This window comes from Flavobacterium sp. GNP008 (assembly GCF_056428965.1).
On sequence record NZ_JBWJVL010000001.1, the window covers coordinates 486,750 to 511,287 of the forward strand.

A 24,538-nucleotide genomic window follows, 5' to 3' on the forward strand; every position below is an offset into this window, starting at 1 on the left:
ACTCAAATACTTTGGGGTGCAATTTACCACTCCTCCTTTATAGTTCACAATTTATTTGAGTTTTTCGTTGTTTTTGTGACGGTCTTTGTCTCGAATAGATTTCAGATCCATCTTTTTATCGAAAGCAGCCTGCAAATCAATTCCAGTTTGATTCGCCAGACACATAACCACAAAAACCACATCGGCTAATTCTTCACCAAGATCTTTGTTTTTGTCGCTTTCTTTCTCAGATTGCTCTCCATAACGACGGGCGATGATTCGGGCTACTTCCCCTACTTCTTCCGTAAGTTGTGCCATATTGGTAAGCTCATTAAAGTACCGAACGCCGTGTTCTTTTATCCAAGTATCAACGTCTTGTTGGGAGTTTTTTAGGTTCATCTTATTCTCTATTTTTACTATCTATTTGTATCGTTACAGGTCCATCATTTAACAAAAGTACTTTCATATCCGCACCAAAAACTCCCGTTTGTACTTTCTTACCCAACTCTATTTCCAAGCGTTTTACAAAATTTTCATATAATGGGATAGCAACTTCTGGTTTTGAAGCTTTTATATAGGAAGGACGATTGCCTTTTTTAGTAGCAGCATGTAATGTAAATTGACTTACCACAATAATATCTCCGTCAATATCTTTAACGGATAAATTCATGACATCGTTTTCATCGCCAAAAATGCGAATGTTAGTTATCTTATTAACCAGCCAATCTATATCTTCTTTAGTATCGGCATCTTCAATACCAATTAAGACCATCAGTCCTTTTTGGATATCGGCAACAATTTTATTATCGATGGTCACGGAAGCTGAGGAAACTCTTTGAATTACAACTTTCAAAATAATGGTGAATTAGGAATGATAAATTATGAATATTCATAATTATTTTTTTAAACTATTTTTAGTTCAAATAATTATTGAAGCTAAAATTTTATTAATTTCAGAACTACTCCCTCGTTTTATCACTAATTATTCGGTCTTCGTTATGAATATCCGTACGGTAATTTTCATCATCCCCTTCTAAAATCTTAAGATAACTTCTATAACGGGACCAGGCAATTTCATCTTTATCTAAAGCCGCTTTAATAGCACAATGCGGCTCCTCTTTATGCAAGCAATTATTAAATTTACACTGATCTTTTAACTTGAAAAATTCAGGAAAATAACCACTAATTTCTGCTGCATCCATATCTACAATTCCAAAACCTTTGATTCCGGGTGTATCAATTATTCTGGCATCAAATGACAAATCGTACATTTCTGCAAAAGTCGTCGTGTGCTGCCCTTGCTTGCTGGCTTCAGAAATAGTTTTTGTTTTTAGGTGTAACGAAGGCTCCATCGCATTAACCAACGTTGATTTACCAACACCGGAATGACCGGAGAACATACTTACTTTACCAATCATCATAGCTTTCAACTCCTCAATTCCTTTCATTTCCGTAGAAGAAACCCGCAGGCATTTGTATCCAATTTCCTGATACACATGCTGCATATACAATTGTTCATCCAGCGTAGCTTCATCAAACGTATCAATTTTATTAAAAACCAGCACGGTTTCAATTCCATACGCTTCGGCTGTAACCAGAAAACGGTCAATAAAATTAAAGGTAGTTGGTGGATTATTTATAGTAACTAACAAGAAAACCCGATCAATATTTGACGCAATAATATGCATCTGATGGGATAAATTCACTGATTTTCGAACAATATAATTCTTTCTCTCATGAATATTATGAATGGTTCCGGTAACGGTATCAGATGATTCTTCGAGTTCATAATCCACAACATCGCCCACAGCAATAGGATTGGTACTTTTGATTCCTTTAATTCGGAATTTCCCTTTCATACGGCATTCGATAAAATCGCCTTGTTCGGATTTTACGGTGTACCAACTTCCTGTAGATTTGTATACGAGTCCTGTCATTGAGGATTTTTGATTGAAGATTAACGATCTTAGATTTCTTATTTATAATTTAAGACTTTGCAAAGATAATTCTTTGTTTCCCGTTTATCCCGAAGCTTCAGAATAAAGTTTAAAATTTTTCACTATGAATACCATTACTCTAAGTTAGAAATAAAAAATCCCCATAATTTTTTTGACAAAAAGTTTTGGGGATTTTCAGCACAACTGTTCTTAATACTCGATTCTTTATTTTTTTATTTGGTATGGAAAATTACGACCTACTTTTCGCATCATTCTTTCCATCACGGCATTTGCTGAACTCATTACATCTTCATTCATCTCTTTGTAAAATCGCCAAAGCAAATCGCCATCTGTTCCGTTATATACATTCATAGTCATTTCTCCACTAGCAACTTTTCCTGTTCCAAAACCAATTAAAAGTGTTTTAGCAATCGCTAAACCTTCACTACTTGTTTTTTCATAAGCATATCCGCATTTAATTACTGCATCAACGCCTAATATTTTAGCTAGTGCGTCTGGAGTCATTACATCTATTTTATCATAAATTTCATTTTGTTTTAAAAGAACATTGGTTCTTTCAATATCCTGAACAACAACAGAATAATCATCTGATTTTCTAAGAAGATATGTATACATCCCTGATTGCAAGTTAGATCCTAATTTTCTTTCTTCTTCTTTATTAGTTTGGGCATCAAAATTTTTTGGTAATCTTTTATACGAAATTGATGCTTTAAAGGGTAATATAGCAACTGTTTTGTGCGATGCAACAAGTTGCTGTAATTTAGGCGACTCAAAAATTTGTTTTGAACTTTCGAATTGGGCCAACATAAAAGTTGTAGATAATAGGCCAATAACCAAAAAGATAAATTTTCTCATAATAATAAAATAGTTTAAGTTTAAATAATTAAGAGCGCAATAATACAAAAAAACCTACAATCAAGTTGTAGGTTTTAATAAATAAATAATTATTTACTTGGTTACTTAAGCATTCAATACTTTTTCTTGGTGACCAATACTTTTCTGGTGAATTGTCTTAAAGAATTTTAGAGTGGCATTCGTAATTACACTGTCTATTCGTAAGCAATTTTTCTTATTTTCCCATTTCCAGCAATATATACATTCCCATTATTATCTATTGCAACACCAAAAGGTCTATCAAATGTCGCAGTAGCAAGTAATCCATCAAGACTACCTGCTATTCCTGTACCAGTAAACGTGGTTACAACTCCAGCAGGAGTTATTTTACGAATTTTATTAGAATGAACATCCGCAACATATAGATTTCCTGAAGCATCAATTGTAAGGCCACTAGGAAGACCAAAACCTGCATTACTACCAGTACCATCAACACCGTATATGCCGCCACCGGCTAAAGTAGTCACTACCCTTGTAGGGCTAATTTTGCGAATTTTATGACTACCCCATTCTGATACATATAAATTCCCTGAAGTATCTATAGTAATAGAACTAGGATGATGTAAACTAGCTAAAACACCTATGCCATCTATGCTACCTTCGGCTCCACTACCGGCAAAAGTACTTACCGTACCTGATGGATTAATTTTGCGAATCTTATTATTTGAAATATCAGCTACATATAGATTTCCTGAAGCATCTACAGCAACATCAGTAGGGGCAAAAAAACTTGCTTGACTTCTATCTCCATCAACACTACCGCCAACTCCTGTTCCTGCTACAGTAGTTACCACACCCGTTGGAGAAATTTTGCGAATCTTATTATTACCCGTATCAGCTATATATAGATTACCAGTAGCATCAATTGTGAGCCCTGAAGGTCCTACAAAACTTGCTTTTATACCTATACCATCAATGCTTCCAGGAATCATATTACCCGCAAAAGTAGTTACTACTCCTGCAGGACTAATTTTCCGAATCTTGCTAGCACCTACTTCTACCACGTACAAATTACCTCCTGCGTCTGCCACAAGATCTTCTGGTCTCCAAAAAGTAGCTTGAGTTCCTACTCCATCTTCACTAGCGTTAGGCAAACCAGATCCAGCGAAAGTAGTCACCATATTATAACTCTTGTTAGAAGGTGGAGTTGCATCCTCATTAGAATTACATGAGAAAAAGAGAAACCCTAAAAAAATCATATTTAATACTGCAAACGATAATTTTTTCATAAATTTTGATCATTAAAACTACGCAATAATACAAAAAAACCTACAATCAAGTTGTAGGTTTTAATAAATAAATAATTATTTACTTGGTTACTTAAGCATTCAATACTTTTTCTTGGTGACCAATACTTTCCTGGTGGATGGCTTTGAACATTCTTAACACAAACTCCTCAGTTAATCCTTTTTTCTCCCCTTCTAATATCATTTTTCCAAGGATTTCATTCCAACGATTATTTTGCAATACAGCAACGTTAGCAGCTTTTTTTACTTGGCCAATTTCATCTGCAACTTTCATTCTTTTCCCTAACAAATCTAATAAAGTGGCATCCAGAACATCAATATTAGCTCTTAATTTTTTCATTTTAAGTGTAAACTCATCAGAAACATCATCTAGCTTTCTTACTTTTAAGTCAATGAAGATTTGTTTCAACGCATCTGGTGTGACTTGCTGAGCAGCATCACTCCAAGCATTATCGGGATCCGTATGTGTTTCGATAATCATACCGTCATAATTCAAATCTAATGCCTCCTGAGTCACTTCCAGAATCATTTTACGATCTCCTGTAATATGTGAAGGGTCAATTATCAAAGGTAAATCAGGAAATTTATTTTGTAATTCGATAGCAATCTGCCATTCTGGGATGTTTCTGTATTTTGTTTTTTCATACGTAGAAAAACCTCTATGAATTACCCCTAATTTTTCGATTCCAGCATTGTACAGTCGCTCCACACCGCCTAGCCATAACGACAAATCTGGATTTACTGGGTTTTTCACCAATACGATTTTCTTAGTCCCTGCCAAAGCATCTGCAATTTCTTGCACTGCAAAAGGGTTTACTGTTGTTCTCGCACCAATCCACAACACATCAATATCATATTCTAAAGCTAATTTAACGTGAGCTGCGTTTGCCACTTCTGTTCCCATTAGCAATCCGGTTTGTTCTTTGGCTTTTTTTAACCATTTCAATCCGATCTCTCCTACTCCTTCAAATCCTCCGGGACGCGTTCTAGGTTTCCAAATTCCTGCTCTAAAAACACTCACGTCTGAATCTTTCAATTCATGTGCAATTTTCAATACTTGCTCTTCTGTTTCAGCACTACAAGGTCCTGCGATCACAAAGGGATGAGTCAAATTGAATTCATTCAACCAATTTCTCATTTCTTTCTTGTTTTCCATCTTTTCTAAATTTATTTTTTATTATGTGTTGTTCTTTTTGAAACTGTTTTGTGAGACTATCTACTAAAAACGGCTTACTTTTTTACATTCATTCCGTTTAATATTTCCCTAATTTTATTGACACTTTGCATTTCATTGTAAATCGCATCGTAATCTTCCTTCTCTAATAATTCCTTAAATTTTGATAAATTCAAAATATACTCCTCCAATGTTTTCACAACCTGTTTTCTGTTTTGTTTAAAAATAGGCGTCCACATTGCCGGGGAACTTTTGGCCAAACGAACCGTACTTTCAAAACCAGAACCCGCCATGTCAAAAATATCCTGTTCGTCTTTCTCTTTATTAATTACCGTTTTTCCAAGCATAAAGGCACTAATATGGGACAAATGCGATACGTAAGCAATGTGTTTGTCATGTGATTTCGGATCCATATAACGGATTCTCATTCCCATTGCGGTAAAAAGCTCCAACGCCTTTTCCTGTAATTTGAAAGTCGTTTTCTCTACTTCACAAATAATATTCGTCTTCCCTTGAAACAATCCTTTTACCGCTGCCGAAGGTCCTGAAAACTCCGTTCCTGCAATAGGATGTGTTGCTATGAAATTTCTTCTCTTAGGATGATTGACAACCGCTTCGCAAATAGGAGTCTTAGTAGAACCCACCTCAAAAACAATTGTATTTTCTCCTATTACATCCAAAACTTTTGGCAAAACAGTCAATGCTACATCAACAGGAACCGAAACGATTACAAAGTCTGCATCAACTAAATCTTCAAATGTAGCACCGCCATCAACAACTCCTAAAGCTACGGCTTCCGCCAAATGACCTTCGTTAGTGTCAATTCCATAAATTTTGGCATCCGGATGCAGCGTTCTAATGTCCAATACCATCGAACCGCCTATCAATCCTATTCCTATTACAAATACTTTCATTTCTTGTTTTTTAGTAGCTAATCCTGCTATTCGTTTCAATCTTTTCCTTTTATAAAAAAAGGAAAAGGATTTTCTCTGCCATCAGGGCTAGGGCATCTCGTTTTTTAAAATTTTCTTTAAACGAATCTATTAGTTCTACATTACGCAAATCTATCAATTGCTTCTTGTACTTTTTCTTCCTTTACACACAGGGCAAATCGTATGTATCCTTCACCATTACTTCCAAAAATGGTTCCCGGCGTAATAAAAATAGATTTTTCATATAAAATTTCATCTATGAATTTCTCAGCCGATGTGATTCCGTCCGGCAATTTTGCCCAAACAAATAATCCAACTCCTTCCTTATATACTTTACAGCCTAATTTCTCCGCCAGTTGCTCAGTAAGGATTCTGCGTTTTCTATAAATCGCATTCATCGATTCAAACCAAACCTTGTCACTTTTCAAAGCTTCAATTGCTCCTTTTTGAATCCCGTAGAACATCCCGCTATCCATATTGCTTTTTACTTTTAGCACAGCATCTATACAAGCTGCATTTCCTAAAACCATTCCAACTCTCCAGCCTGCCATGTTAAAGGTCTTACTCAAAGAATTCAATTCTAAACCCACTTCTTTTGCGCCTTCCACTTGTAATAAGCTTATCGAATTATCGTTCAAAACAAAGCTATACGGATTGTCGTTGACTAATAATAGCTGGTGCTTTTTGGCAAAAGCCACCAATTTTTCAAACAACTGCAAACTGCCTCTTGCTCCTGTTGGCATGTGCGGATAACCCAACCACATGATTTTCACTTTCGACAAATCCAGTTTTTCCAATGCTTCAAAATCCGGTTCCCAATTATTTACTTCTTTTAAATCATAATAAACGGGGACTGCTCCCACTAAATTCGTCACCGAAGTATACGTTGGATACCCTGGATTGGGAATCAGCACCTGATCGCCTTCATTCAGGAAAGCCAGTGAAATATGCATAATTCCTTCTTTGGAACCCATCAAAGGCAAAATTTCGTTAGCTGGATTTAATGCTACTTGAAAGTTATTTTGATAAAAATCAGCCATGCCTTTACGCAATTCCGGCAATCCTTGATAACTCTGATATTGATGCGCATTATCATCTTGCATTGCCAGAACCACTGCGTCAACAACCGCTTGTGATGGTTGCAAATCCGGACTTCCAATTCCCATATTGATAATTGGTTTCCCTTCGGAAGCCAGTTGCCTCACTTCCCTCAGCTTTGAGGAGAAATAGTATTCTTCAATTATATCCAGGCGTTTTGCTGTAGTAATCATGATTTTATTTTTTTATGACCTTGTCGCTATCCGAGTTTCTTCTTTAACGCTTTATAGTTTTGTGTTTTTATATTCACCTAATATTTTGAAGTACTCTGCCATGATTAACAATAGTGATTTTGCTTTGGCATAATCCTCGTATCTATCAAAAGTAACATCCACAAAAAAAGAATATTTCCAAGGTGTTTCTATTTTTGGTAACGATTGAATTTTCGTTAAATTCAATTTGCAATCACTCATTACATTGAGTACTGCGGCCAAACTACCGCGCTTGTGATCCAATTCGAATTTAATGGAAGCCCTGTTAATTTCGTTTTCTGGAACAAATGAATTCTCATTTTTTATTATCACAAAACGAGTCATGTTGTTCTTAATCGTTTGAATTTCCGGAGCCAAAATTTCTAAATCATACATTTCGGAAGCCGTTCTACTGGCAATTGCAGCAATTCCTTTCAACTGCTTTTCCTGAATTCTACGCGCCGTTTCGGCAGTATCTTTGTCTTCGACTAATTTTATATTCGGATATTTTTTAAGGAATTCCATACATTGCAAAATAGCCATTGGATGGGAATGCACTTCTTGAATATCCTCTATTTTCTGACCCTTTAATGCCATCAAATTTTGGTGAATTCTTAAATAATGTTCTCCTATGATGTGCAAATTATTTTTATCAATCAAAGCGTAATTTGGTATAATTGGACCCGCAATAGAATTTTCTATTGCCATAACCGCCTGATCGGATTTACCTGACAGCAAATTGTCTACTAATTCTTCAAAAGACAAACACTCGTCAACAACAACCGCCTGATTGAAATATTCTTGAGCAACCTGATGGTGAAAAGAACCCGCTATCCCCTGTATTCCAATTATTTCATTCATTTTACAAACTTTTAAGCAAAAAAAAATCCCGATTTTCATCGGGATTGTATATTTATAGTATCAATTTAATTTTATAATCAAATAACCATACAACAATCCCTTTCCACTTTCCAGAAGAAATAATAAGAGTTGCTAAAATAAAATCGGTTATTCAACATACTGTTGCTTTTTTGTATTCATTACTCTGCGAATGTATACATAATTTCTAGCTATCCCAAGAAAAAAGTTGCTTTTGTACAACAAAAAAAGGATTCACTAAAAAACTGGTTATTAATTATATAATGTTTAAAAAAAGGCGATTAAATTCTTTTTTAAGCAGTCCGGATTTGACGATTTAAGGAGAGTAACTATTCCTCCTCTGCTTTTATCTTTAAAATCAAACGATTATTTTTTTCGAAAGCCATTTTTTCCCTTCTGCAATTCGGGTAACCAGCATCGCCGAAACCAAATCTCCATTGGCATTCAGCAACGTTGCCATAGGATCTACTAGGGTTCCCACAATCATCGCAGCCGGTAAAGCTTGCTCCATAGGAAATCCATACACCGTTATTGCCAAGATTTCTCCTATATATCCCCCGTTTGGAATTCCGCCTTCTACAACCGAAACAATTACTGTTATTCCTAGTGCCATCAGCAACGTATTTGGATCGTTGAAATCTTTGCCAAACATCGCAAAAATAACTGCAATTTTTATAATAGATGACATACTCGACCCATCTTTATGCAGAGGCGCGCCTAATGGAATAACTACATTACTGATATGAATCGGAATATTCATTCGTTCCGCTCCCTCCAGATTAGCCGGAATTGTCGCAATACTGCTGCAAGTTCCCAATGCGGTCAATGATGGGGTTATATTATTTTTCCAAAAAATACGGAATCCTTTTCTTCCTCCAGCCATAAAAGCATATAGACTAAAAAATACTACGAAATAAAAAGCACAAACCGCATAATAAAGCCCCAAAGGCTTTGCATAAGCACCAAATAATTGTGGTCCAAAAATCCCAACCTGATACGCAAAATAAGCACCCAGTCCTATTGGCGCTGTTTTCATAATCATATGTAACAATTGTTTCATCACTTCGTTTCCTGAATTCAAGAACCTACTGAAATCTTTCCCTTTTTCACCGGAATTCAAACTGGCAAATCCTATTAAAAACGAAAATATAATGAGTGCTAACATATTTTTACGTGATAGCAATTCAAAGAAATCATTAGCAGTAAGCAACTGTGTGATTTGAGAACCCGCTGAACTTACCTCTACAGCTTCTATAGGCAGTTTAGAACTAATTATATCCTGGTGAATAGGAAAAAGCAAAACACCGATAATCATCAAAATAGCTGAAATCAATACCGTGCTTAGAAAAACGCCCATCACAATTCCAAATAATTTTCCGAGTTTTTCTGTTTTTTCTAAATTGGCAATTGAGGATGCAATGGTAAAAAATATCAAAGGAATGATCGCCGTAAAGAGTAAATTTAGAAATATATCGCCCAAAGGCTTAATCACTTCTACTCCTTTTCCAAAAACCAAACCCAATATACTTCCTGCCAGAATTCCGCCAAGCAGCAATAAAATACTTTGGTAGTTTTTCCAGAAACTACCCGACTGTATATTTTTTAAATTCATATTTACATAGTTTAAGGTAAATATATAAATCTAAAAGAGAATATCCTCTTGCTTAGTCAACTTTGATGAAGGCCTTTTATATATTGCTTTATAAAAACAATAAATCAATACTTTTTCTGTTTACTTTTGCAACAAAATATATTCCATGTCAATAGAAGTTAATAACATATCCAAAAGTTATGGTGCCCAAAAAGCACTAGATAACATTTCATTTTCCATTAATAAAGGAGAAATTGTTGGTTTTTTGGGTCCAAATGGAGCTGGGAAATCGACTTTGATGAAAATATTGACAACCTTCATCACTGCCGATGCAGGCATTGCACTAGTAAATGGAAATGATGTAAACACCCAACAAAAAGCGGTTCAGCTTTCTATTGGCTATTTACCGGAACACAATCCGTTGTATTTGGATTTGTATGTGAGGGAATATTTGGCTTTTAGTGCCGATATCTATAAAGTAGCTAAATCCCGTATTGAAGAAGTAATTCAACTGACCGGTTTAAGTACCGAAAGTCATAAAAAAATAGGACAATTATCTAAAGGATATCGGCAACGTGTAGGCCTTGCCAATGCGTTATTGCACAATCCCGATGTTTTGATTCTCGATGAACCAACCACTGGTTTAGACCCGAATCAATTAATGGAAATTCGGAATGTGATTAAAACCGTAGGGAAAGATAAAACTGTTTTCCTCTCCACACACATCATGCAGGAAGTCGAAGCGATTTGTGATCGTGTGATTATCATCAATAATGGCAAAATTGTTACCGATAAAAAATTGGATCACTTAATTTCAGACGATAAAGAACAAGTTATCGAAGTAGAATTTGATTATAAAATAGAAGAACAATTAATTGCCAAAATTGAAAATCTTGTTTCTTATAAAAATACGCACGACATGATTTGGGAATTAACTTTTAAAGCTGACAAAGACATGCGCCCAGCTGTTTTTGATTTTGCGAATGCAAACGGTTTGAAAACGCTGCAAATAAACCAGAAGAATAAAAATTTAGAGGCTGTTTTTAGAGAGATTACAAAGTAAATTATTTATAAAAAAGCTGGTTTAAACTGAGTTTAAACCAGCTTTTTAAGCTAATACCGTAAAATTAAAAAACCTTACTCGCTATTTGTCGAATATTTTCTGATTTTCCCATAGAATAATAGTGTAATACTGGAACTCCGGCTGCTTTCAATTCTAAAGATTGTTGGATAGCCCATTCGATTCCTACTTGTCTGATATCCGCATTATTTTTGCATTGATCTACCGCATGAATTAAATCTTCCGGCAAATCAATTCTAAAAATTTGTGGTAATACTTGTAAGTGCCTTTGCACTGCAATAGGTTTGATTCCCGGAATAATAGGAACCGTAATCCCCATTTCTCTGGCTTTGGAAACAAACTCGAAGTATTTTGCATTGTCAAAAAACATTTGGGTCACTACATAATCAGCACCTGCCTCTACTTTTTCTTTCAGCCTTTTTAAATCTGAAATTAAGGAAGGAGACTCCAAATGTTTTTCTGGATACCCAGCAACTCCAATGCAAAAATTAGCTTTGTTGTCAACATCCATTACATCGTGCAAATATTTTCCACAATTCAATTGGTTGATTTGTTTGACTAAATCAACGGCAAAATCATTACCTCCTTGTTTCGGAATAAAATATTGCTCATCTTTCATCGCATCTCCACGCAAGGCCATCACATTATCAATTCCCAAATAATGACAATCCACCAATAAATATTCTGTTTCTTCTTTGGTAAAACCACCGCAAAGAACATGAGGAACTGTATCTACCGTGTATTTATGTTTTATGGAAGCACAAATACCTAGTGTTCCAGGACGCATTCTGGTCAATTTTTTATCAAGTAAACCATTGCCTTTATCAACATAAATATACTCTTCCCGAGAAGTTGTTACGTCTATAAATGGTGGTTTAAATTCCATTAATGGATCAATATTGTCGTATAATTCCTGAATGCTTTTGCCTTTTTGGGGCGGAATAATTTCAAAGGAGAATAAAGTTTCTCCTTTGGCGGCTTCTATATGCTGTGTTACTTTCATCTTAAATCTTAAAGTTTGAATGTCGAAAGTCACGTCCTTTTGACTTTATGACTGTGTTTTTAATCTGCTACATTCGGGTTCAACCATTTCATAGCTAGTTCTGTTGGTATGCTTCTTCGTTTGGCGTAATCAATAACTTGGTCTTCTTTTATTTTTCCAAGTCCAAAATACCTGCTTTCGGGATTTCCAAAATAATACCCAGAAACGGATGAAGCGGGCCACATTGCCATACTTTCGGTCAAGGTCACACCAATTTCGTCTGCAACATTTAGTAATTTCCAAATCGTTGGTTTTTCTAAATGGTCTGGACAAGCTGGATACCCTGGAGCTGGACGAATTCCTTTGTAATCTTCGGCAATCATTGCCTCTGTACTCAAAGCTTCATCTGATGAATACCCCCAAATTTCTTTACGGATTTTTTCGTGTAAATATTCCGCAAAAGCTTCAGCAAAACGATCCGCCAATGCTTTTACCATTATCGAATTGTAATCGTCTAAATCTCTTTCGAATTCAGCCGCCCATTCATCTACACCAAAACCGGTAGTCACACAAAATGCACCCATATAATCGGTTTTACCGCTGTCTTTCGGAGCAATAAAATCAGATAAGGCAATGTTCGGAGCACCTTTCGTTTTCTGTGATTGTTGACGTAATGTCAAGAATTTCTCTAACACTTTTCCGTTTTCATCACGCAACTCGATATCATCATCATTCACCTGATTTGCTGGGAAAATTCCATAGATCCCTTTCGCAGTCAGTTTCTTTTCTTTTAAAATAACGTCCAACATTTCATTGGCATCAGCAAAAACGGAAGTTGCTTGTTCACCAACAACAGTATCCGTTAAAATAGCTGGGTATTTTCCAAACAATTCCCATGTTCTGAAAAACGGCGTCCAGTCAATATACGGAACCAAAACATCCAAGTCGACTTCAATTGTTTTTACTCCAATAAAATTAGGCTTCATTGGGGTGTAAGTGTCCCAATCTAATTTTAGTTTGTTGACACGAGCTTGCTCAATAGTCAAGAAGTTTTTGTCTCGCGAACGATTCAAAAACGTCTCTCTAAAAGCATCATAATCAGCTCTGATGTCGCTTGCATATAGCTTTCTATCTTTGTTCAATAAATTTCCGGCAACCGTTACGGCTCTCGAAGCATCATTTACGTGAATAACCGTTTCTCTATATTGCGGTGCAATTTTCACAGCAGTATGCGCTCGTGAAGTGGTTGCTCCACCAATCATTACGGGGATTTTTATGTTTCGCTTGTCTAATTCCTTGGCGAGATATACCATTTCGTCTAGTGATGGCGTAATTAATCCGCTTAATCCAATAATGTCAACATTGTGCTCAATTGCTGCTGCAATGATTTTCTCCGGTGCAACCATCACCCCTAAATCTATGATTTCATAATTGTTACAAGCCAAAACAACCGAAACAATATTTTTTCCAATATCATGCACATCTCCTTTTACAGTCGCCATCAAGATACGACCTGCAAAACTCGAAACTCCATCTTTTTCAGCTTCAATGAAAGGCAGCAAATACGCTACTGCTTTTTTCATTACGCGTGCTGATTTTACCACTTGTGGCAAAAACATTTTACCCGAACCAAATAAATCCCCAACGACATTCATTCCCGTCATCAAGTTGATTTCGATAACTTCGATCGGTTTGGTAGCTGCCAATCGGGCTTCTTCCACATCTAGTTCTATAAATTCATCGACTCCTTTTACTAACGAATGTGTCAATCGTTCCTGGATTGTACCTGAACGCCATTCTTGAACCGCTTTTTCAGTACTCTTTACATCGCCTTTTACATTCTCGGCAAAGTCCAACAATCTTTCAGTGGCATCATCACGTCTGTTTAGAATTACATCTTCAACACGTTCCAAAAGATCTTTTGGAATTTCATCGTAAATAGAAAGCATTTCAGGATTCACGATTCCCATCGTCATTCCGTTTTGAATAGCGTGGTACAAGAAAACCGAGTGCATCGCTTCCCGAACCGTGTCATTTCCTCTAAACGAAAACGAAACATTACTTACTCCTCCACTAATATGTGCATGCGGAAGATTTTCTCTAACCCATTTCGTACCTCTAAAGAAATCCAATGCGTTATCGCGGTGTTCTTCCATTCCTGTTGCTACTGGAAATATATTCAAATCGAAAATAATATCCTGCGGAGGAAAACCAACTTGATTTACCAAAATATCATACGAACGTTGGCAAATTTCTACGCGGCGTTCGTAATTATCAGCTTGTCCCGTTTCATCAAATGCCATAATAATTGCCGCAGCACCATAGCGCTTAATCAACTTAGCATGATGAATAAATTGTTCCTCGCCTTCTTTTAAAGAAATCGAGTTTACCACACTTTTTCCCTGCACCACTTTTAGCCCCGCTTCGATGATATCCCATTTCGAGCTATCAATCATGATTGGAACTCTAGAAATATCAGGTTCGGCAGCGATTAAATTCAGGAATTTTGTCATGGCATATTCGCCATCGAGCATTCCTTCATCCATATTAATATCGATGATTTGCGCGCCACCTTCCACTTGCTCTTTGGCAATGCTCAATGCTTCTTCATATTTTTCTTCCTTGATTAATCGAAGGAATTTTCTAGAACCGGTAACATTGGTTCGTTCCCCAATATTTACAAAAACGCTTTGTGGCGTAATGATTAAAGGTTCTAATCCCGATAATACTAGGTTTCTTCTCTTTTCTGCGTGTGCCATTTTGTTTTATTTAATCCTTGCACCGTTTCAAAAACCGTGTAAGTCTAGCTTTTTTTATTTATTTCTACCTTTTTTAAAAACGTGTAGTTCGTTTTGTTTCTTTTTATTTTGGGCGTGACCCAAGGGTCGGGCTATTCGTTGCAAGTCCTCGACTAATTCCGTCCCGATAGCTATCGGGACGGAATTAGTCTGTGGGCTTTTCACTGCTATCCCTCACGCGGACACTGTTCAATTCAACACTATTTATATACAACGGATCAATTCCATTGCTACAAATAGTTCGTTCCTACGCAACTTTTGTGCTTTTTTCGCTAGCGCGAGCGTTCCGCTCGTGCCCATTCTAAATTATAATTCTATTGTCAAACTTTTTTATCTTGCCTTTGTTTGTGGGCACGAGCGAGACGCTCGCGCTAGCCGATAACTAAACTAGTATTATGTTAGACACGATAAATCGCGTCTCTACGTTTTACATCGTCGCTGTAGAAACTCTGGGTTTATACTCCTTAGCGATATCAGCGATCAATTTGATGTGTTCTGGGGTTGTTCCGCAACAACCGCCTATGATATTTACTAAATTATCGTCTAAATATTCTTTGATAAAGGCTTGCATCTGTTCTGGCGTTTCGTCATACTCTCCAAATGCGTTTGGTAATCCTGCATTAGGATGTGCTGAAACATTAAAAGAAGTGTTTTGTGATAAGGTCTGCAAATATGGTTTTAATAAATCGGCTCCTAAAGCACAATTGAAACCTACACTCAACAATGGAATATGTGAAACTGAAACCAAAAAAGCTTCTACGGTTTGACCTGAAAGTGTTCTTCCTGACGCATCCGTAATGGTACCGGAAACCATGATAGGAATATCAATATTGCGTTCGTCCTTAACTTCTTCAATAGCGAAAAGTGCTGCTTTGGCATTTAACGTATCGAAAATAGTTTCTACTAAAAGCAAATCACTTCCTCCGTCAATTAACGCTTCTACTTGTTGTTTGTACGCAATGCGCAAATCATCGAAAGTTACGGCTCGGTAACCTGGATCATTTACATCGGGTGACATGCTCGCCGTCCTGTTTGTTGGTCCAATTGAGCCTGCTACAAATCGAGGTTTCTCTGGATTTTTGGCTGTAAACTCATCGGCTACTTCACGGGCTATTCGTGCCGATTCGAAGTTGAGTTCGTAAACAATATCTTCGAGATGGTAATCCGCCATTCCGATGGTGGTCCCAGAGAACGTATTGGTTTCAACAATATCCGCTCCTGCTTCAAAATAAGCGGCGTGAACAGCACGTATCGCTTGCGGCTGCGTGAGTGACAACAAATCATTGTTTCCCTTTAAAGAATGTGGAAAATCTTTGAAACGTTCCCCTCGAAAATCTTCTTCCGAGAAATTGTACCGTTGTAGCATGGTTCCCATAGCTCCATCGAGTATGAGTATGTTTTTTTTGATAGCTTCTTGAATGCTTGACATAACTTTTTATTTCTTGTAAATCGCGATACATATCGGGATTTATACTTTTGATTACTAACTCCAAAAGCTCACTATATTAGCTTTTTAGCCCCGAGTGCAGCGGCATCCTTTTTTTCTGGTGTTCAGAAAAAAGATATAGCGGAAAGCGGGAACAATATTGGCAAAAAAAACACCAATTGTTTGCTTCTGATACTCAAATTAATTCAGTAGGCTAAATATCGATATGTTGTCAAGAAAAGTTTTGAGAAATACTAAGTGAGTATTCGTGTGTTATCTATCTTAGATACTGAAACTGGTTCTGTATAAAGTAGAATGTAGCACCTTCTTTAAAGATAAAGGGTTGCTAAGGTTTCATTGGGTCATTCCCTCCGCCTTTCGTGATAACTGTCAATAAATATAGGAACACTGCAAAGTAAAGACAAAGCGCTAATACTTGCAAGTATTAGCGCTATATTTTTTAACTAGTTTCTAGTAAGTTGTTAAACAATGGCTTTGACTACAGCTTTTGGAGCCTCTTTACGAGTTCCGTCAAATCCGTCCACGCCAGAAACTGTAGTATATTTTAATACATATTTCTTACCTGGATTAATGATTTGGTAGGCTGCCTGACACATTAATGTTGCTTCGTGAAAACCACAAAGAATCAATTTTAATTTCCCTGGATAGGTATTTACGTCACCAATGGCAAAAATTCCCGGAATGTTCGTTTGATAATCTAAGGCATTGTTAACTTTAATAGCATTTTTTTCAATGTCTAATCCCCAGTCTCCGATAGGGCCTAATTTTGGCGTTAATCCAAAAAGCGGAATAAAATAATCTGTAGGAATGGTTCTGTGGGCTCCATTTTCTTCAATATCAATTGATTCTAAATGTTCGGCTCCATTTAAACCAACTACTTCTGCTGGCGTGATCATTTTTATTTTTCCTGAATTTTTTAATTCCTGCACTTTTTCTACAGAATCTAAAGCACCTCTAAATTCATTTCTTCTGTGAATTAGAGTCACTTCGGAAGCAATATTAGATAAGAAAATACTCCAGTCTAATGCGGAATCACCACCTCCAGCAATTACGACTCTTTTGTCTCTGAATTTTTCCGGATTTTTAATGAAATACTTGATTCCTTTATCTTCGTAAAATTCGATGTCTTCAATTAATGGCTTTCTAGGTTCAAAACTTCCTAACCCACCAGCAATTGCTACAACCGAAGCATGGAATTTTTTTCCTTTATTCGAAGTCACAATAAAACTTCCGTCTTCTTGTTTTTCAATGGTTTCTGCACGTTCACCCAGCGTAAAACCAGGCTCAAATTGTTTGATTTGTTCCATTAAATTATCCACTAAATCACCCGCTAATACTTCCGGAAAACCTGGAATATCATAAATTGGTTTTTTTGGATACAATTCAGATAGTTGTCCACCTGCTTGAGGCAAGGCATCTAAAATATGACATTTTAGTTTTAACAATCCTGCTTCAAAAACGGCAAATAAACCAGTTGGTCCGGCTCCTATTATAAGTATGTCTGTCTTAATCATTTTTTTTCTTTATGTAATTATTTAATACAAAGTAACGATTGCTTTTTACTGCTTTAAATGATAAATATCATTCGTTCCTTTGCAATGCTTTTATTCTTTATTTTTTAACGACTCGGTTATTTCATTCATTTTCTGCACTTTTTCCTCGAAATTCCCCTTGAGTGTTTTGCGATATTCATTTAGGTTTTCGACCATTTTATTGATATCGTCTGGAATGATTTCTTCAAAAAGCTCCCGTAATCTTTTGGCTGTTGTTGGCGATTTTCCGTTAGTTGAAATGGCGATTTTCACATTTCCTTTGGTTACAATTCCGCCCAAATAATAATCGCATAAATCTGGCGTATCGGCAATATTGCAAATTAAGTGTCTTTTTCGACACAAGTCGAATACCCTTTTATTTACTTTCAAATCATCGGTGCAGGCAATTACCATGTGGCGTTTGCGAAGCATCCAGCGATTAAACTTTTTATAGGTCAATTTTACCGAAGGATGTTTTTGTACTAGCGTTTCTAGTTCCGGTAAAAACCTTGGCGCCACCACCTCAACATTTGCATTTGGACTCGATTTCAACATGAAAGATAACTTTTCTAAACCCACATTTCCTCCACCTACAATCAACACATTCAGGTTGTGTAGTTTTAAAAAAACAGGATACAATTCATTTCTTTCCATTATTATGTTATTTTCCTCTCTACTGCAGAAACCTCTTAATTCTCTTGAGATGAGTCAACAAAGATTGTAATAATTTATACTTTATTTTTATACGATTTGCTTCCTACGAACTCCTCGTAAAACCCTTTCAACTTATTACTTTCTTTTACTACTTCTCCAATAACTATTATCGCTGGTGAACTCAAATTGTTCTCGGCAACAACTGCTTGAATATTATTTATAGTTCCAACTCCAATTTTCTCATTTACAGTGGTTCCGTTTTGAATAATTGCAACAGCCGTTTCTCCTTTGGATTCCTTTTGAAATAAAGACACAATCTGTGATAGTTTACTCATTCCCATCAAAATTACAACTGTTGCTGATGATTGTGCTGCAAGCGCTACGTCATCTGACAAATTCCTATTAGAAGTAGTACCTGTAATAACCCAAAAACTTTCGGACACTCCTCTTTTTGTCAAAGAAATTCCTTGATAAGCTGGAACTGCAATCGAAGATGAGATTCCGGGTACTACAAATGTAGGGATTCCAAAACTTTCTGCGAATTCAATTTCTTCACTTCCACGTCCAAAAATAAAGGGATCGCCACCTTTCAATCGAACGACATTTCCATAGGTAAGCGCATTGTCTACAATCAACTGATTGATTTGGTCTTGCGTATATTCATGGCAGCCTTTTCGTTTCCCTACAAATATTTTTATAGCATCTTTGGGTGCATGAATCATTATTTCATCATTGGCTAGTGCATCATACAAAACCACATTCGCTTCTGCCAGCGCCTTTACTCCTTTCAGAGTAAGCAAATCTGGATCGCCAGGACCAGCGCCTACTAAAGTTACTTTGGGTTGAATTGTATTATGCATCAGCTAAATCTTTGGCTCTATATTTCTCTATTGTATCAAAAAACGCAACGCCTTGTTGAATGTATTTTTGTGCAAATTCGGCAGAAGGCTCATTATCTTTAATTTGATAAACCAAATCTTTAAAGCTTGAGTCCAATTCTATTTTTTTGCTATCGATAAAAACAGTATCAAACAAATCGATAATTCCAGCATGGTGATTTGTTTTTTCGTTTTCAGCCAATAATATTGCTTTGGCACCGTTTACAAAACCGGCGTAGGCTAAATAAATCGCGTCCGACCATTTTTTATCTTCGAAAGCTTCCTGTGCAAAAGTCATTTTATCTTTGGCTTCTAATATTAAAGTAGCCACTAAATCAATAACTACACCTGCACATTCTCCTACTCCAACTGCTTTTACGTAGTTATCAGCATTTCCCCAATCAACAAAATCAGCCTCGGTAAGGTTTGTTATATCCGCTAATGGTTTCAAAAACTCGTAGAAATATTTTTCTCCTTTTGCATCGTAATAATTCAAGAATGATTGTCCGTTTCCATTCGCATCAAAGTCATTTAAGATAAAACGCAACGCATCAGGTCCTCTTCTACTTGGAATTTTGATTACTTTATCAGAAAATCTTCCGTTTCCATTTCCTAGATTTCCTCCGCCCAATAATACCTGAAGTGCTGGAGCAACTAGTTTTCCTGCATTAATTGACATTCCTTGGAAACCAATTTCGGACATATTGTGTTGTCCACAAGCATTCATACAACCGCTAATTTTAATGGCGATTTGTTGGTTGTTGCTGTATTGTGGGTATTCAGTTTTTAATACTCTTTCTAATTCATCCGCGATACCAGTACTACTTGCAATACCTAAATTACACGTATCCGTTCCCGGACAAGCCGTGATATCTCCGATAGTATCATATCCTAAAGCAACAAAATCTAATTTGGCTAATTCTTGGTAAAAGAACGCTAGATTTTCTTCTTTAATATTACGTAAAACGATGTTTTGTCGTAATGAAAAACGCAATTCATTAGCACCATAATTTTTAATCAAATCAGCCAATAATCTTGCTTTATCTGTATAAAAATCTCCTAAAAGTACTTTAATACCAATAGCTACATATCCTGCTTGTTTTTGTAGAATCACATTTGATTTTTTCCAAGCTTCAAAAGCTTCAACATCCTCAATTGTTACTGATGGCACTGCCAACAATGGTTCTGTAATTGCTCCTTCAAATGCAGTAGTGTCTATCTCGTAAGTATGAAAAGGCAAGGCTTTTTTCTCTTCGTCAACCAAACGCAAAAACTCTTCACGCCCTAAGTCTTTGATTAAGAATTTCATACGTGCTTTCAAACGTTTTGCTCTTTCTCCGTAACGGTCAAAAACCCTAATTATACCTTCGGCAGTTGGGATAATTTGGTTCACCGGTACAAATTCTGAAAGCAATTCAGCGTGACTTGGTTGAGAACCTAAACCTCCGGCAAACATTATTTTGAACCCTTTTTCACCATTTACAATCTTTGGAATAAATCCTAAATCATGCAAATAACTCAAAGCGGTATCTTTATCAGACGAGGAAAAGGAGATTTTGAATTTACGCCCCATTTCTTGACAAATTGGGTTACGCAATAAATATTGAAACAAACCATGCGCATAAGGCGACACGTCAAAAGGTTCGTCAACATCTACTCCCGCTAATTCGCTTCCAGTAATATTACGCACGGTGTTTCCACACGCTTCTCTCAAAGTGATATCATCTTTGGCTAATTCAGACCAAAGTTCAGGCGTTCTGTCTAAACTCACATAGTGAATTTGAATATCCTGACGGGTTGTAATGTGCAAACGTCCCGTAGAATATTTATCGGATACTTCGGTAATACGCTTCAATTGCTCGCTAGTCACTTTTCCGTAAGGTAATTTAATGCGAATCATTTGCACGCCTTCTTGACGTTGACCGTAAATACCACGTGCCAAACGAAGACTGCGAAAACGCTCATCGTCAATTTGTCCACTTCGGAAGGAATGAATTTTTTTCTCTAAATCGATAATCTCTTTTTGGACAATCGGATCTTCTATTTCGGTTCTAAAACTTTGCATCTTTTTTAGCTTTTAGCTATTGGCTTTGGGCTTTTAGCTGTTAATCTATATCTTTTAACTTATTTAATTTTTTAGCATAAGCTAAAAATTATTTTATAAAACCAACTCCTGCTGTTGTATTGGTTGCAGCATCTATTAAGATGAAGGCTCCGTTAGATTTATTATCCGTGTAAGCATCAAAATAAATGGCTTTGCTCAATTTGATAGTTACTTCTCCAATTTCGTTTATAGCTAATTGAGTCGCTGGAGTTGTTCCTGAATAATCGGTTGCGATTACATTTTTTACCCCTTCAATTTTCGCCAAAACTCTATTGCTATTGTGCTGTACATAATATTTTGCACCTGGGACCAATTTTTTACTGTCCATCCAACAAACAGTTGTTGTGATGTCTTTTTCAATTTTAGGAAGTTCATTCGATTTTACAATCATATCCCCTCTGGTTACATTGATATCATTTTCCAGTTCCAAAGTAATAGAAGATCCTGCTGTCGCTTCATCAAATTGTTTGTCAAAAAAATGAATATTTGTTACTGTAGATTCTGTTAAAGAAGGAAGCACCGTTACAGCATCCCCAACTTTGATAGTGTTTCCGTATAATTTTCCGGCATATCCTCTAAAGTCATGATACTCTTCCGTTTTTGGTCTAATTACTGTTTGAACAGGAAAACGTGCGATTCCGTTTTCGTAGATATCATTTGGTTCCAATGCTTCCAAATGTTCCAAAACCGTCTGTCCAGTGTACCAAGGCATATTCTCCGATTTATCGGCAACATTACCACCATTGATTGCACTTAGCGGAATGTAACTTACATTTTGTTCTTTGAAAGCGCTTTTTGCATTTAATGCCTGAAAGTCTGCTTTGATTTTGTTGTATACTTCTTCTGAGTAATCAACTAAATCCATTTTGTTTACCGCAACAATAACGTCTTTTACTCTCAATAGATTATTGATAAAAAAGTGACGGTACGTTTGCTCAATAACTCCTTTACGGGCATCAATCAAAATGATTGAAACTTGTGAAGTTGAAGCTCCGGTAACCATGTTTCGTGTATATTCTACGTGACCCGGAGTGTCGGCAATGATGTAGCTCTTCTTGGCTGTCGAAAAATAAATATGCGCCACATCAATCGTGATCCCTTGTTCCCTCTCAGCAACTAAACCATCAGTAGCCAATGAAAAATCTAAATAATCGTATCCTTTTTGCTTGCTGCTTTTTTCTATTGCTTCAATCTTATCTGTAGTCAAGGATTTTGTATCGTACAATAATCTCCCGATTAAGGTACTTTTTCCGTCATCTACACTTCCTGCTGTTGCTATTTTTAAAACTTCCATTCCTTATTTTTTATTTGAAGTCTAAAAGTTTAAGGTTTTCAAAACACCTTATGTAAACTTCTAAATTTGATTTTTTATTTTAAATGTTGAATTTTAAATTTTAAATGTCTCGGAACAATTCATAATTTATAATTCATAATTGTTTCCTAAAAGTACCCTTGTTGTTTTCTTTTTTCCATCGCGGCTTCAGAACGTTTGTCATCAATTCTGGCTCCTCTTTCAGAAATAGTCGAAGATCTAATTTCGCCTACTACTTCTTGAATCGTTGCTGCATACGAATCAACAGCAGCAGTACAACTCATATCTCCAACGGTTCTAAAACGAACAATTCTTTCTTCAATTTGCTCATCTTCTTCTTGGTATACAAATGGAGAATGCGACCAAATCATACCATCTCTCAAGAATACTTTTCGTTTGTGTGAAAAGTAAATCGATGGAATTTCTATTTGCTCTTGTTCGATATAACTCCATACATCCAGTTCCGTCCAGTTCGAAATTGGGAAAACACGAACGTTTTGACCATTTTCAATTTTTCCGTTTAAAATATCAAACAATTCCGGACGTTGGTTTTTTTCATCCCATTGGCCAAAATCATCACGAACAGAGAAAATACGTTCCTTCGCTCTTGCTTTTTCTTCATCACGACGCGCACCACCGATACAAGCATCAAATTTAAACTCTTCGATTGCATCCAATAATGTTGTCGTTTGCAAACTGTTTCTGCTGGAATATTTACCCGATTCTTCTACAACTTTCCCTTCGTCAATAGCATCTTGCACATTACGAACAATTAATTCCAATCCTAATTCTGCAACCAATTTATCTCTGAAAGCAATAGTTTCTGGAAAATTATGACCTGTATCTACGTGCAACAATGGGAAAGGAATTTTAGCAGGAAAAAAAGCTTTCTGTGCTAAACGCACCAATGTAATCGAATCTTTTCCACCAGAGAAAAGCAAAACCGGTTTGTCAAATTGAGAAATTACTTCTCTAAATATGTATATCGCTTCGCTTTCTAAAGCGTTTGTTTTTAATATGGTACTCATTATTTTAATTTAAAGATTTAAAGGATCGAAAAAATTAAAGATTCAACAATCCTTTATAATTTATATTCACAATTACTTTTGGTGTAAACCACATTCTTTATGACTGGATTCCCACCACCATCTGCCTGCTCGTATGTCTTCATCTGCAGTAATTGCTCTGGTACATGGAGCACATCCTATACTTACAAACCCTTGTTTGTGTAGTACATTTTGTGGCACATTGTTTTTTTCTAAATAGGCTTCTACTTCTATCAAAGTCCATTTTAACAATGGATTGAATTTTATAATGTCGAACTTTTCATCGTATTCAAAAAGATCTAAGGCATTTCTGTTTTCAGATTGTTCCGCACGTAAACCAGTAATCCAGATGTCATTCCCTTTCAATGCTTTGGTCAACGGCGCCACTTTTCGAATAAAACAACACTCTTTTCTATTCTCTACCGATTCATAGAAGCTGTTTGGACCTTTTTGATTTAACAACTCTTGCACCGCATTTGTTTCTGGGAAATAGGTCTTAATGTCTATTTTATATTTTCTTAAAGTTTTATGAAAAACATCATACGTTTCCTGAAATAATCTTCCTGTATCTAAAGTAAAAATGGTAATTGGCAAATCATTTAGACCAATTAAAGCCGTAATCACCTGATCTTCCTGACCAAAAGAGGTAGAAAAAACTACGCTATCCTTATATTCATTGGCTAAAAAACGAAGCGTTTCCTCTATGGAAAAATCTTTGGTTTTATGCAATAAAGCTTTTACTGTATCTGTGCTCATAATTC

The 24,538-nt window shown here is 36.2% G+C and carries 21 protein-coding genes and 1 riboswitch; of the genes, 1 reads left to right on the forward strand and 20 read right to left on the reverse strand.

Annotated elements, in window-relative coordinates; all coding sequences use genetic code 11:
- Window positions 1-51: 51 nt before the first annotated feature.
- The 10 genes from AC0608_RS02270 to AC0608_RS02315 all read right to left on the reverse strand — a co-directional run bounded on the left by AC0608_RS02270 (window position 52) and on the right by AC0608_RS02315 (window position 9,964).
- The gene (locus AC0608_RS02270; protein ID WP_478287984.1) at window positions 52-378 is read right to left on the reverse strand and encodes a nucleotide pyrophosphohydrolase; all 327 of its coding nucleotides are present in this window, start codon (window positions 376-378) and stop codon (window positions 52-54) included.
- Window position 379: 1 nt separating this feature from the next.
- Window positions 380-832, reverse strand: a complete 453-nt coding sequence (dtd, locus tag AC0608_RS02275; RefSeq protein WP_478287985.1) for a D-aminoacyl-tRNA deacylase — start codon at window positions 830-832, stop codon at window positions 380-382.
- A gap of 106 nt (window positions 833-938) precedes the next feature.
- A complete protein-coding gene (rsgA, locus tag AC0608_RS02280; protein ID WP_478287986.1) occupies window positions 939-1,916 on the reverse strand; it encodes a ribosome small subunit-dependent GTPase A in 978 nt (325 codons plus the stop codon).
- A gap of 225 nt (window positions 1,917-2,141) precedes the next feature.
- Window positions 2,142-2,792 carry a hypothetical protein gene (locus tag AC0608_RS02285; RefSeq protein ID WP_417959351.1) on the reverse strand — a complete coding sequence of 217 codons (651 nt, stop codon included), beginning with the start codon at window positions 2,790-2,792 and terminating at the stop codon, window positions 2,142-2,144.
- Window positions 2,793-2,986: 194 nt separating this feature from the next.
- Window positions 2,987-4,060 carry an NHL repeat-containing protein gene (locus AC0608_RS02290; protein ID WP_478287987.1) on the reverse strand — a complete coding sequence of 358 codons (1,074 nt, stop codon included), beginning with the start codon at window positions 4,058-4,060 and terminating at the stop codon, window positions 2,987-2,989.
- 91 nt (window positions 4,061-4,151) lie between these two features.
- Window positions 4,152-5,234: a chorismate mutase gene (locus AC0608_RS02295; RefSeq protein ID WP_417959349.1), complete on the reverse strand. Its 1,083-nt coding sequence runs from the start codon at window positions 5,232-5,234 to the stop codon at window positions 4,152-4,154.
- A 74-nt stretch (window positions 5,235-5,308) separates the two neighbouring features.
- On the reverse strand, window positions 5,309-6,166 hold the full coding sequence (locus tag AC0608_RS02300; protein WP_478288502.1) for a prephenate dehydrogenase: 858 nt from the start codon (window positions 6,164-6,166) through the stop codon (window positions 5,309-5,311).
- 140 nt (window positions 6,167-6,306) lie between these two features.
- Window positions 6,307-7,455, reverse strand: coding sequence for a pyridoxal phosphate-dependent aminotransferase (locus AC0608_RS02305; RefSeq protein WP_478287988.1), 1,149 nt, complete (start codon window positions 7,453-7,455; stop codon window positions 6,307-6,309).
- Window positions 7,456-7,506: 51 nt separating this feature from the next.
- Complete coding sequence (locus tag AC0608_RS02310) at window positions 7,507-8,334, reverse strand: prephenate dehydratase (protein ID WP_478287989.1); 828 nt, start codon at window positions 8,332-8,334, stop codon at window positions 7,507-7,509.
- Between the two features lie 376 nt (window positions 8,335-8,710).
- Window positions 8,711-9,964, reverse strand: a complete 1,254-nt coding sequence (locus AC0608_RS02315; protein ID WP_478287990.1) for a dicarboxylate/amino acid:cation symporter — start codon at window positions 9,962-9,964, stop codon at window positions 8,711-8,713.
- A 145-nt stretch (window positions 9,965-10,109) separates the two neighbouring features.
- On the opposite strand from AC0608_RS02315, the gene gldA reads away from it, so the two are divergent.
- Window positions 10,110-11,006: a gliding motility-associated ABC transporter ATP-binding subunit GldA gene (gene gldA / locus AC0608_RS02320; RefSeq protein ID WP_478287991.1), complete on the forward strand. Its 897-nt coding sequence runs from the start codon at window positions 10,110-10,112 to the stop codon at window positions 11,004-11,006.
- Window positions 11,007-11,070: 64 nt separating this feature from the next.
- Here gldA and metF read toward each other — a convergent pair whose 3' ends face one another.
- The 10 genes from metF to AC0608_RS02370 all read right to left on the reverse strand — a co-directional run bounded on the left by metF (window position 11,071) and on the right by AC0608_RS02370 (window position 24,533).
- Complete coding sequence (gene metF / locus AC0608_RS02325) at window positions 11,071-12,027, reverse strand: methylenetetrahydrofolate reductase [NAD(P)H] (protein ID WP_478287992.1); 957 nt, start codon at window positions 12,025-12,027, stop codon at window positions 11,071-11,073.
- A 59-nt stretch (window positions 12,028-12,086) separates the two neighbouring features.
- Window positions 12,087-14,765: a methionine synthase gene (gene metH / locus AC0608_RS02330; RefSeq protein WP_478287993.1), complete on the reverse strand. Its 2,679-nt coding sequence runs from the start codon at window positions 14,763-14,765 to the stop codon at window positions 12,087-12,089.
- 466 nt (window positions 14,766-15,231) lie between these two features.
- On the reverse strand, window positions 15,232-16,233 hold the full coding sequence (locus AC0608_RS02335; RefSeq protein WP_478287994.1) for a homocysteine S-methyltransferase family protein: 1,002 nt from the start codon (window positions 16,231-16,233) through the stop codon (window positions 15,232-15,234).
- A gap of 267 nt (window positions 16,234-16,500) precedes the next feature.
- A riboswitch (SAM riboswitch) is annotated at window positions 16,501-16,620 on the reverse strand.
- 92 nt (window positions 16,621-16,712) lie between these two features.
- Entirely contained in the window at window positions 16,713-17,765 is a 1,053-nt protein-coding gene (locus AC0608_RS02340; RefSeq protein WP_417959340.1) for an NAD(P)/FAD-dependent oxidoreductase, read from the reverse strand.
- Window positions 17,766-17,855: 90 nt separating this feature from the next.
- Entirely contained in the window at window positions 17,856-18,437 is a 582-nt protein-coding gene (locus tag AC0608_RS02345) for a precorrin-2 dehydrogenase/sirohydrochlorin ferrochelatase family protein (protein WP_417959338.1), read from the reverse strand.
- A gap of 74 nt (window positions 18,438-18,511) precedes the next feature.
- Window positions 18,512-19,297: a uroporphyrinogen-III C-methyltransferase gene (gene cobA, locus AC0608_RS02350; RefSeq protein WP_417959337.1), complete on the reverse strand. Its 786-nt coding sequence runs from the start codon at window positions 19,295-19,297 to the stop codon at window positions 18,512-18,514.
- Complete coding sequence (locus AC0608_RS02355; protein WP_417959335.1) at window positions 19,290-21,380, reverse strand: ferredoxin-like domain-containing protein; 2,091 nt, start codon at window positions 21,378-21,380, stop codon at window positions 19,290-19,292. Before AC0608_RS02355 ends, cobA begins: the two co-directional genes overlap by 8 nt.
- 88 nt (window positions 21,381-21,468) lie before the next feature.
- The gene (locus AC0608_RS02360; RefSeq protein WP_417959334.1) at window positions 21,469-22,713 is read right to left on the reverse strand and encodes a sulfate adenylyltransferase subunit 1; all 1,245 of its coding nucleotides are present in this window, start codon (window positions 22,711-22,713) and stop codon (window positions 21,469-21,471) included.
- Between the two features lie 146 nt (window positions 22,714-22,859).
- On the reverse strand, window positions 22,860-23,759 hold the full coding sequence (gene cysD / locus AC0608_RS02365; protein ID WP_417959333.1) for a sulfate adenylyltransferase subunit CysD: 900 nt from the start codon (window positions 23,757-23,759) through the stop codon (window positions 22,860-22,862).
- A 72-nt stretch (window positions 23,760-23,831) separates the two neighbouring features.
- Window positions 23,832-24,533, reverse strand: coding sequence for a phosphoadenylyl-sulfate reductase (locus AC0608_RS02370; protein WP_417989832.1), 702 nt, complete (start codon window positions 24,531-24,533; stop codon window positions 23,832-23,834).
- Window positions 24,534-24,538: the final 5 nt, after the last annotated feature.

Coding starts and splice junctions, on each gene's coding strand:
- AC0608_RS02300 (WP_478288502.1), bottom strand. CDS start 6,166: ATGAAAGTATTTGTAATAGGAATAGGATTGATAGGCGGTTCGATGGTA.
- AC0608_RS02340 (WP_417959340.1), bottom strand. CDS start 17,765: ATGATTAAGACAGACATACTTATAATAGGAGCCGGACCAACTGGTTTA.
- rsgA (WP_478287986.1), bottom strand. CDS start 1,916: ATGACAGGACTCGTATACAAATCTACAGGAAGTTGGTACACCGTAAAA.
- gldA (WP_478287991.1), top strand. CDS start 10,110: ATGTCAATAGAAGTTAATAACATATCCAAAAGTTATGGTGCCCAAAAA.
- AC0608_RS02355 (WP_417959335.1), bottom strand. CDS start 21,380: ATGCAAAGTTTTAGAACCGAAATAGAAGATCCGATTGTCCAAAAAGAG.
- AC0608_RS02290 (WP_478287987.1), bottom strand. CDS start 4,060: ATGAAAAAATTATCGTTTGCAGTATTAAATATGATTTTTTTAGGGTTT.
- AC0608_RS02345 (WP_417959338.1), bottom strand. CDS start 18,437: ATGGAAAGAAATGAATTGTATCCTGTTTTTTTAAAACTACACAACCTG.
- AC0608_RS02285 (WP_417959351.1), bottom strand. CDS start 2,792: ATGAGAAAATTTATCTTTTTGGTTATTGGCCTATTATCTACAACTTTT.
- AC0608_RS02270 (WP_478287984.1), bottom strand. CDS start 378: ATGAACCTAAAAAACTCCCAACAAGACGTTGATACTTGGATAAAAGAA.
- AC0608_RS02335 (WP_478287994.1), bottom strand. CDS start 16,233: ATGTCAAGCATTCAAGAAGCTATCAAAAAAAACATACTCATACTCGAT.
- AC0608_RS02305 (WP_478287988.1), bottom strand. CDS start 7,455: ATGATTACTACAGCAAAACGCCTGGATATAATTGAAGAATACTATTTC.
- AC0608_RS02295 (WP_417959349.1), bottom strand. CDS start 5,234: ATGGAAAACAAGAAAGAAATGAGAAATTGGTTGAATGAATTCAATTTG.
- cysD (WP_417959333.1), bottom strand. CDS start 23,759: ATGAGTACCATATTAAAAACAAACGCTTTAGAAAGCGAAGCGATATAC.
- AC0608_RS02315 (WP_478287990.1), bottom strand. CDS start 9,964: ATGAATTTAAAAAATATACAGTCGGGTAGTTTCTGGAAAAACTACCAA.
- metF (WP_478287992.1), bottom strand. CDS start 12,027: ATGAAAGTAACACAGCATATAGAAGCCGCCAAAGGAGAAACTTTATTC.
- metH (WP_478287993.1), bottom strand. CDS start 14,765: ATGGCACACGCAGAAAAGAGAAGAAACCTAGTATTATCGGGATTAGAA.
- AC0608_RS02310 (WP_478287989.1), bottom strand. CDS start 8,334: ATGAATGAAATAATTGGAATACAGGGGATAGCGGGTTCTTTTCACCAT.
- cobA (WP_417959337.1), bottom strand. CDS start 19,297: ATGCATAATACAATTCAACCCAAAGTAACTTTAGTAGGCGCTGGTCCT.
- AC0608_RS02370 (WP_417989832.1), bottom strand. CDS start 24,533: ATGAGCACAGATACAGTAAAAGCTTTATTGCATAAAACCAAAGATTTT.
- AC0608_RS02360 (WP_417959334.1), bottom strand. CDS start 22,713: ATGGAAGTTTTAAAAATAGCAACAGCAGGAAGTGTAGATGACGGAAAA.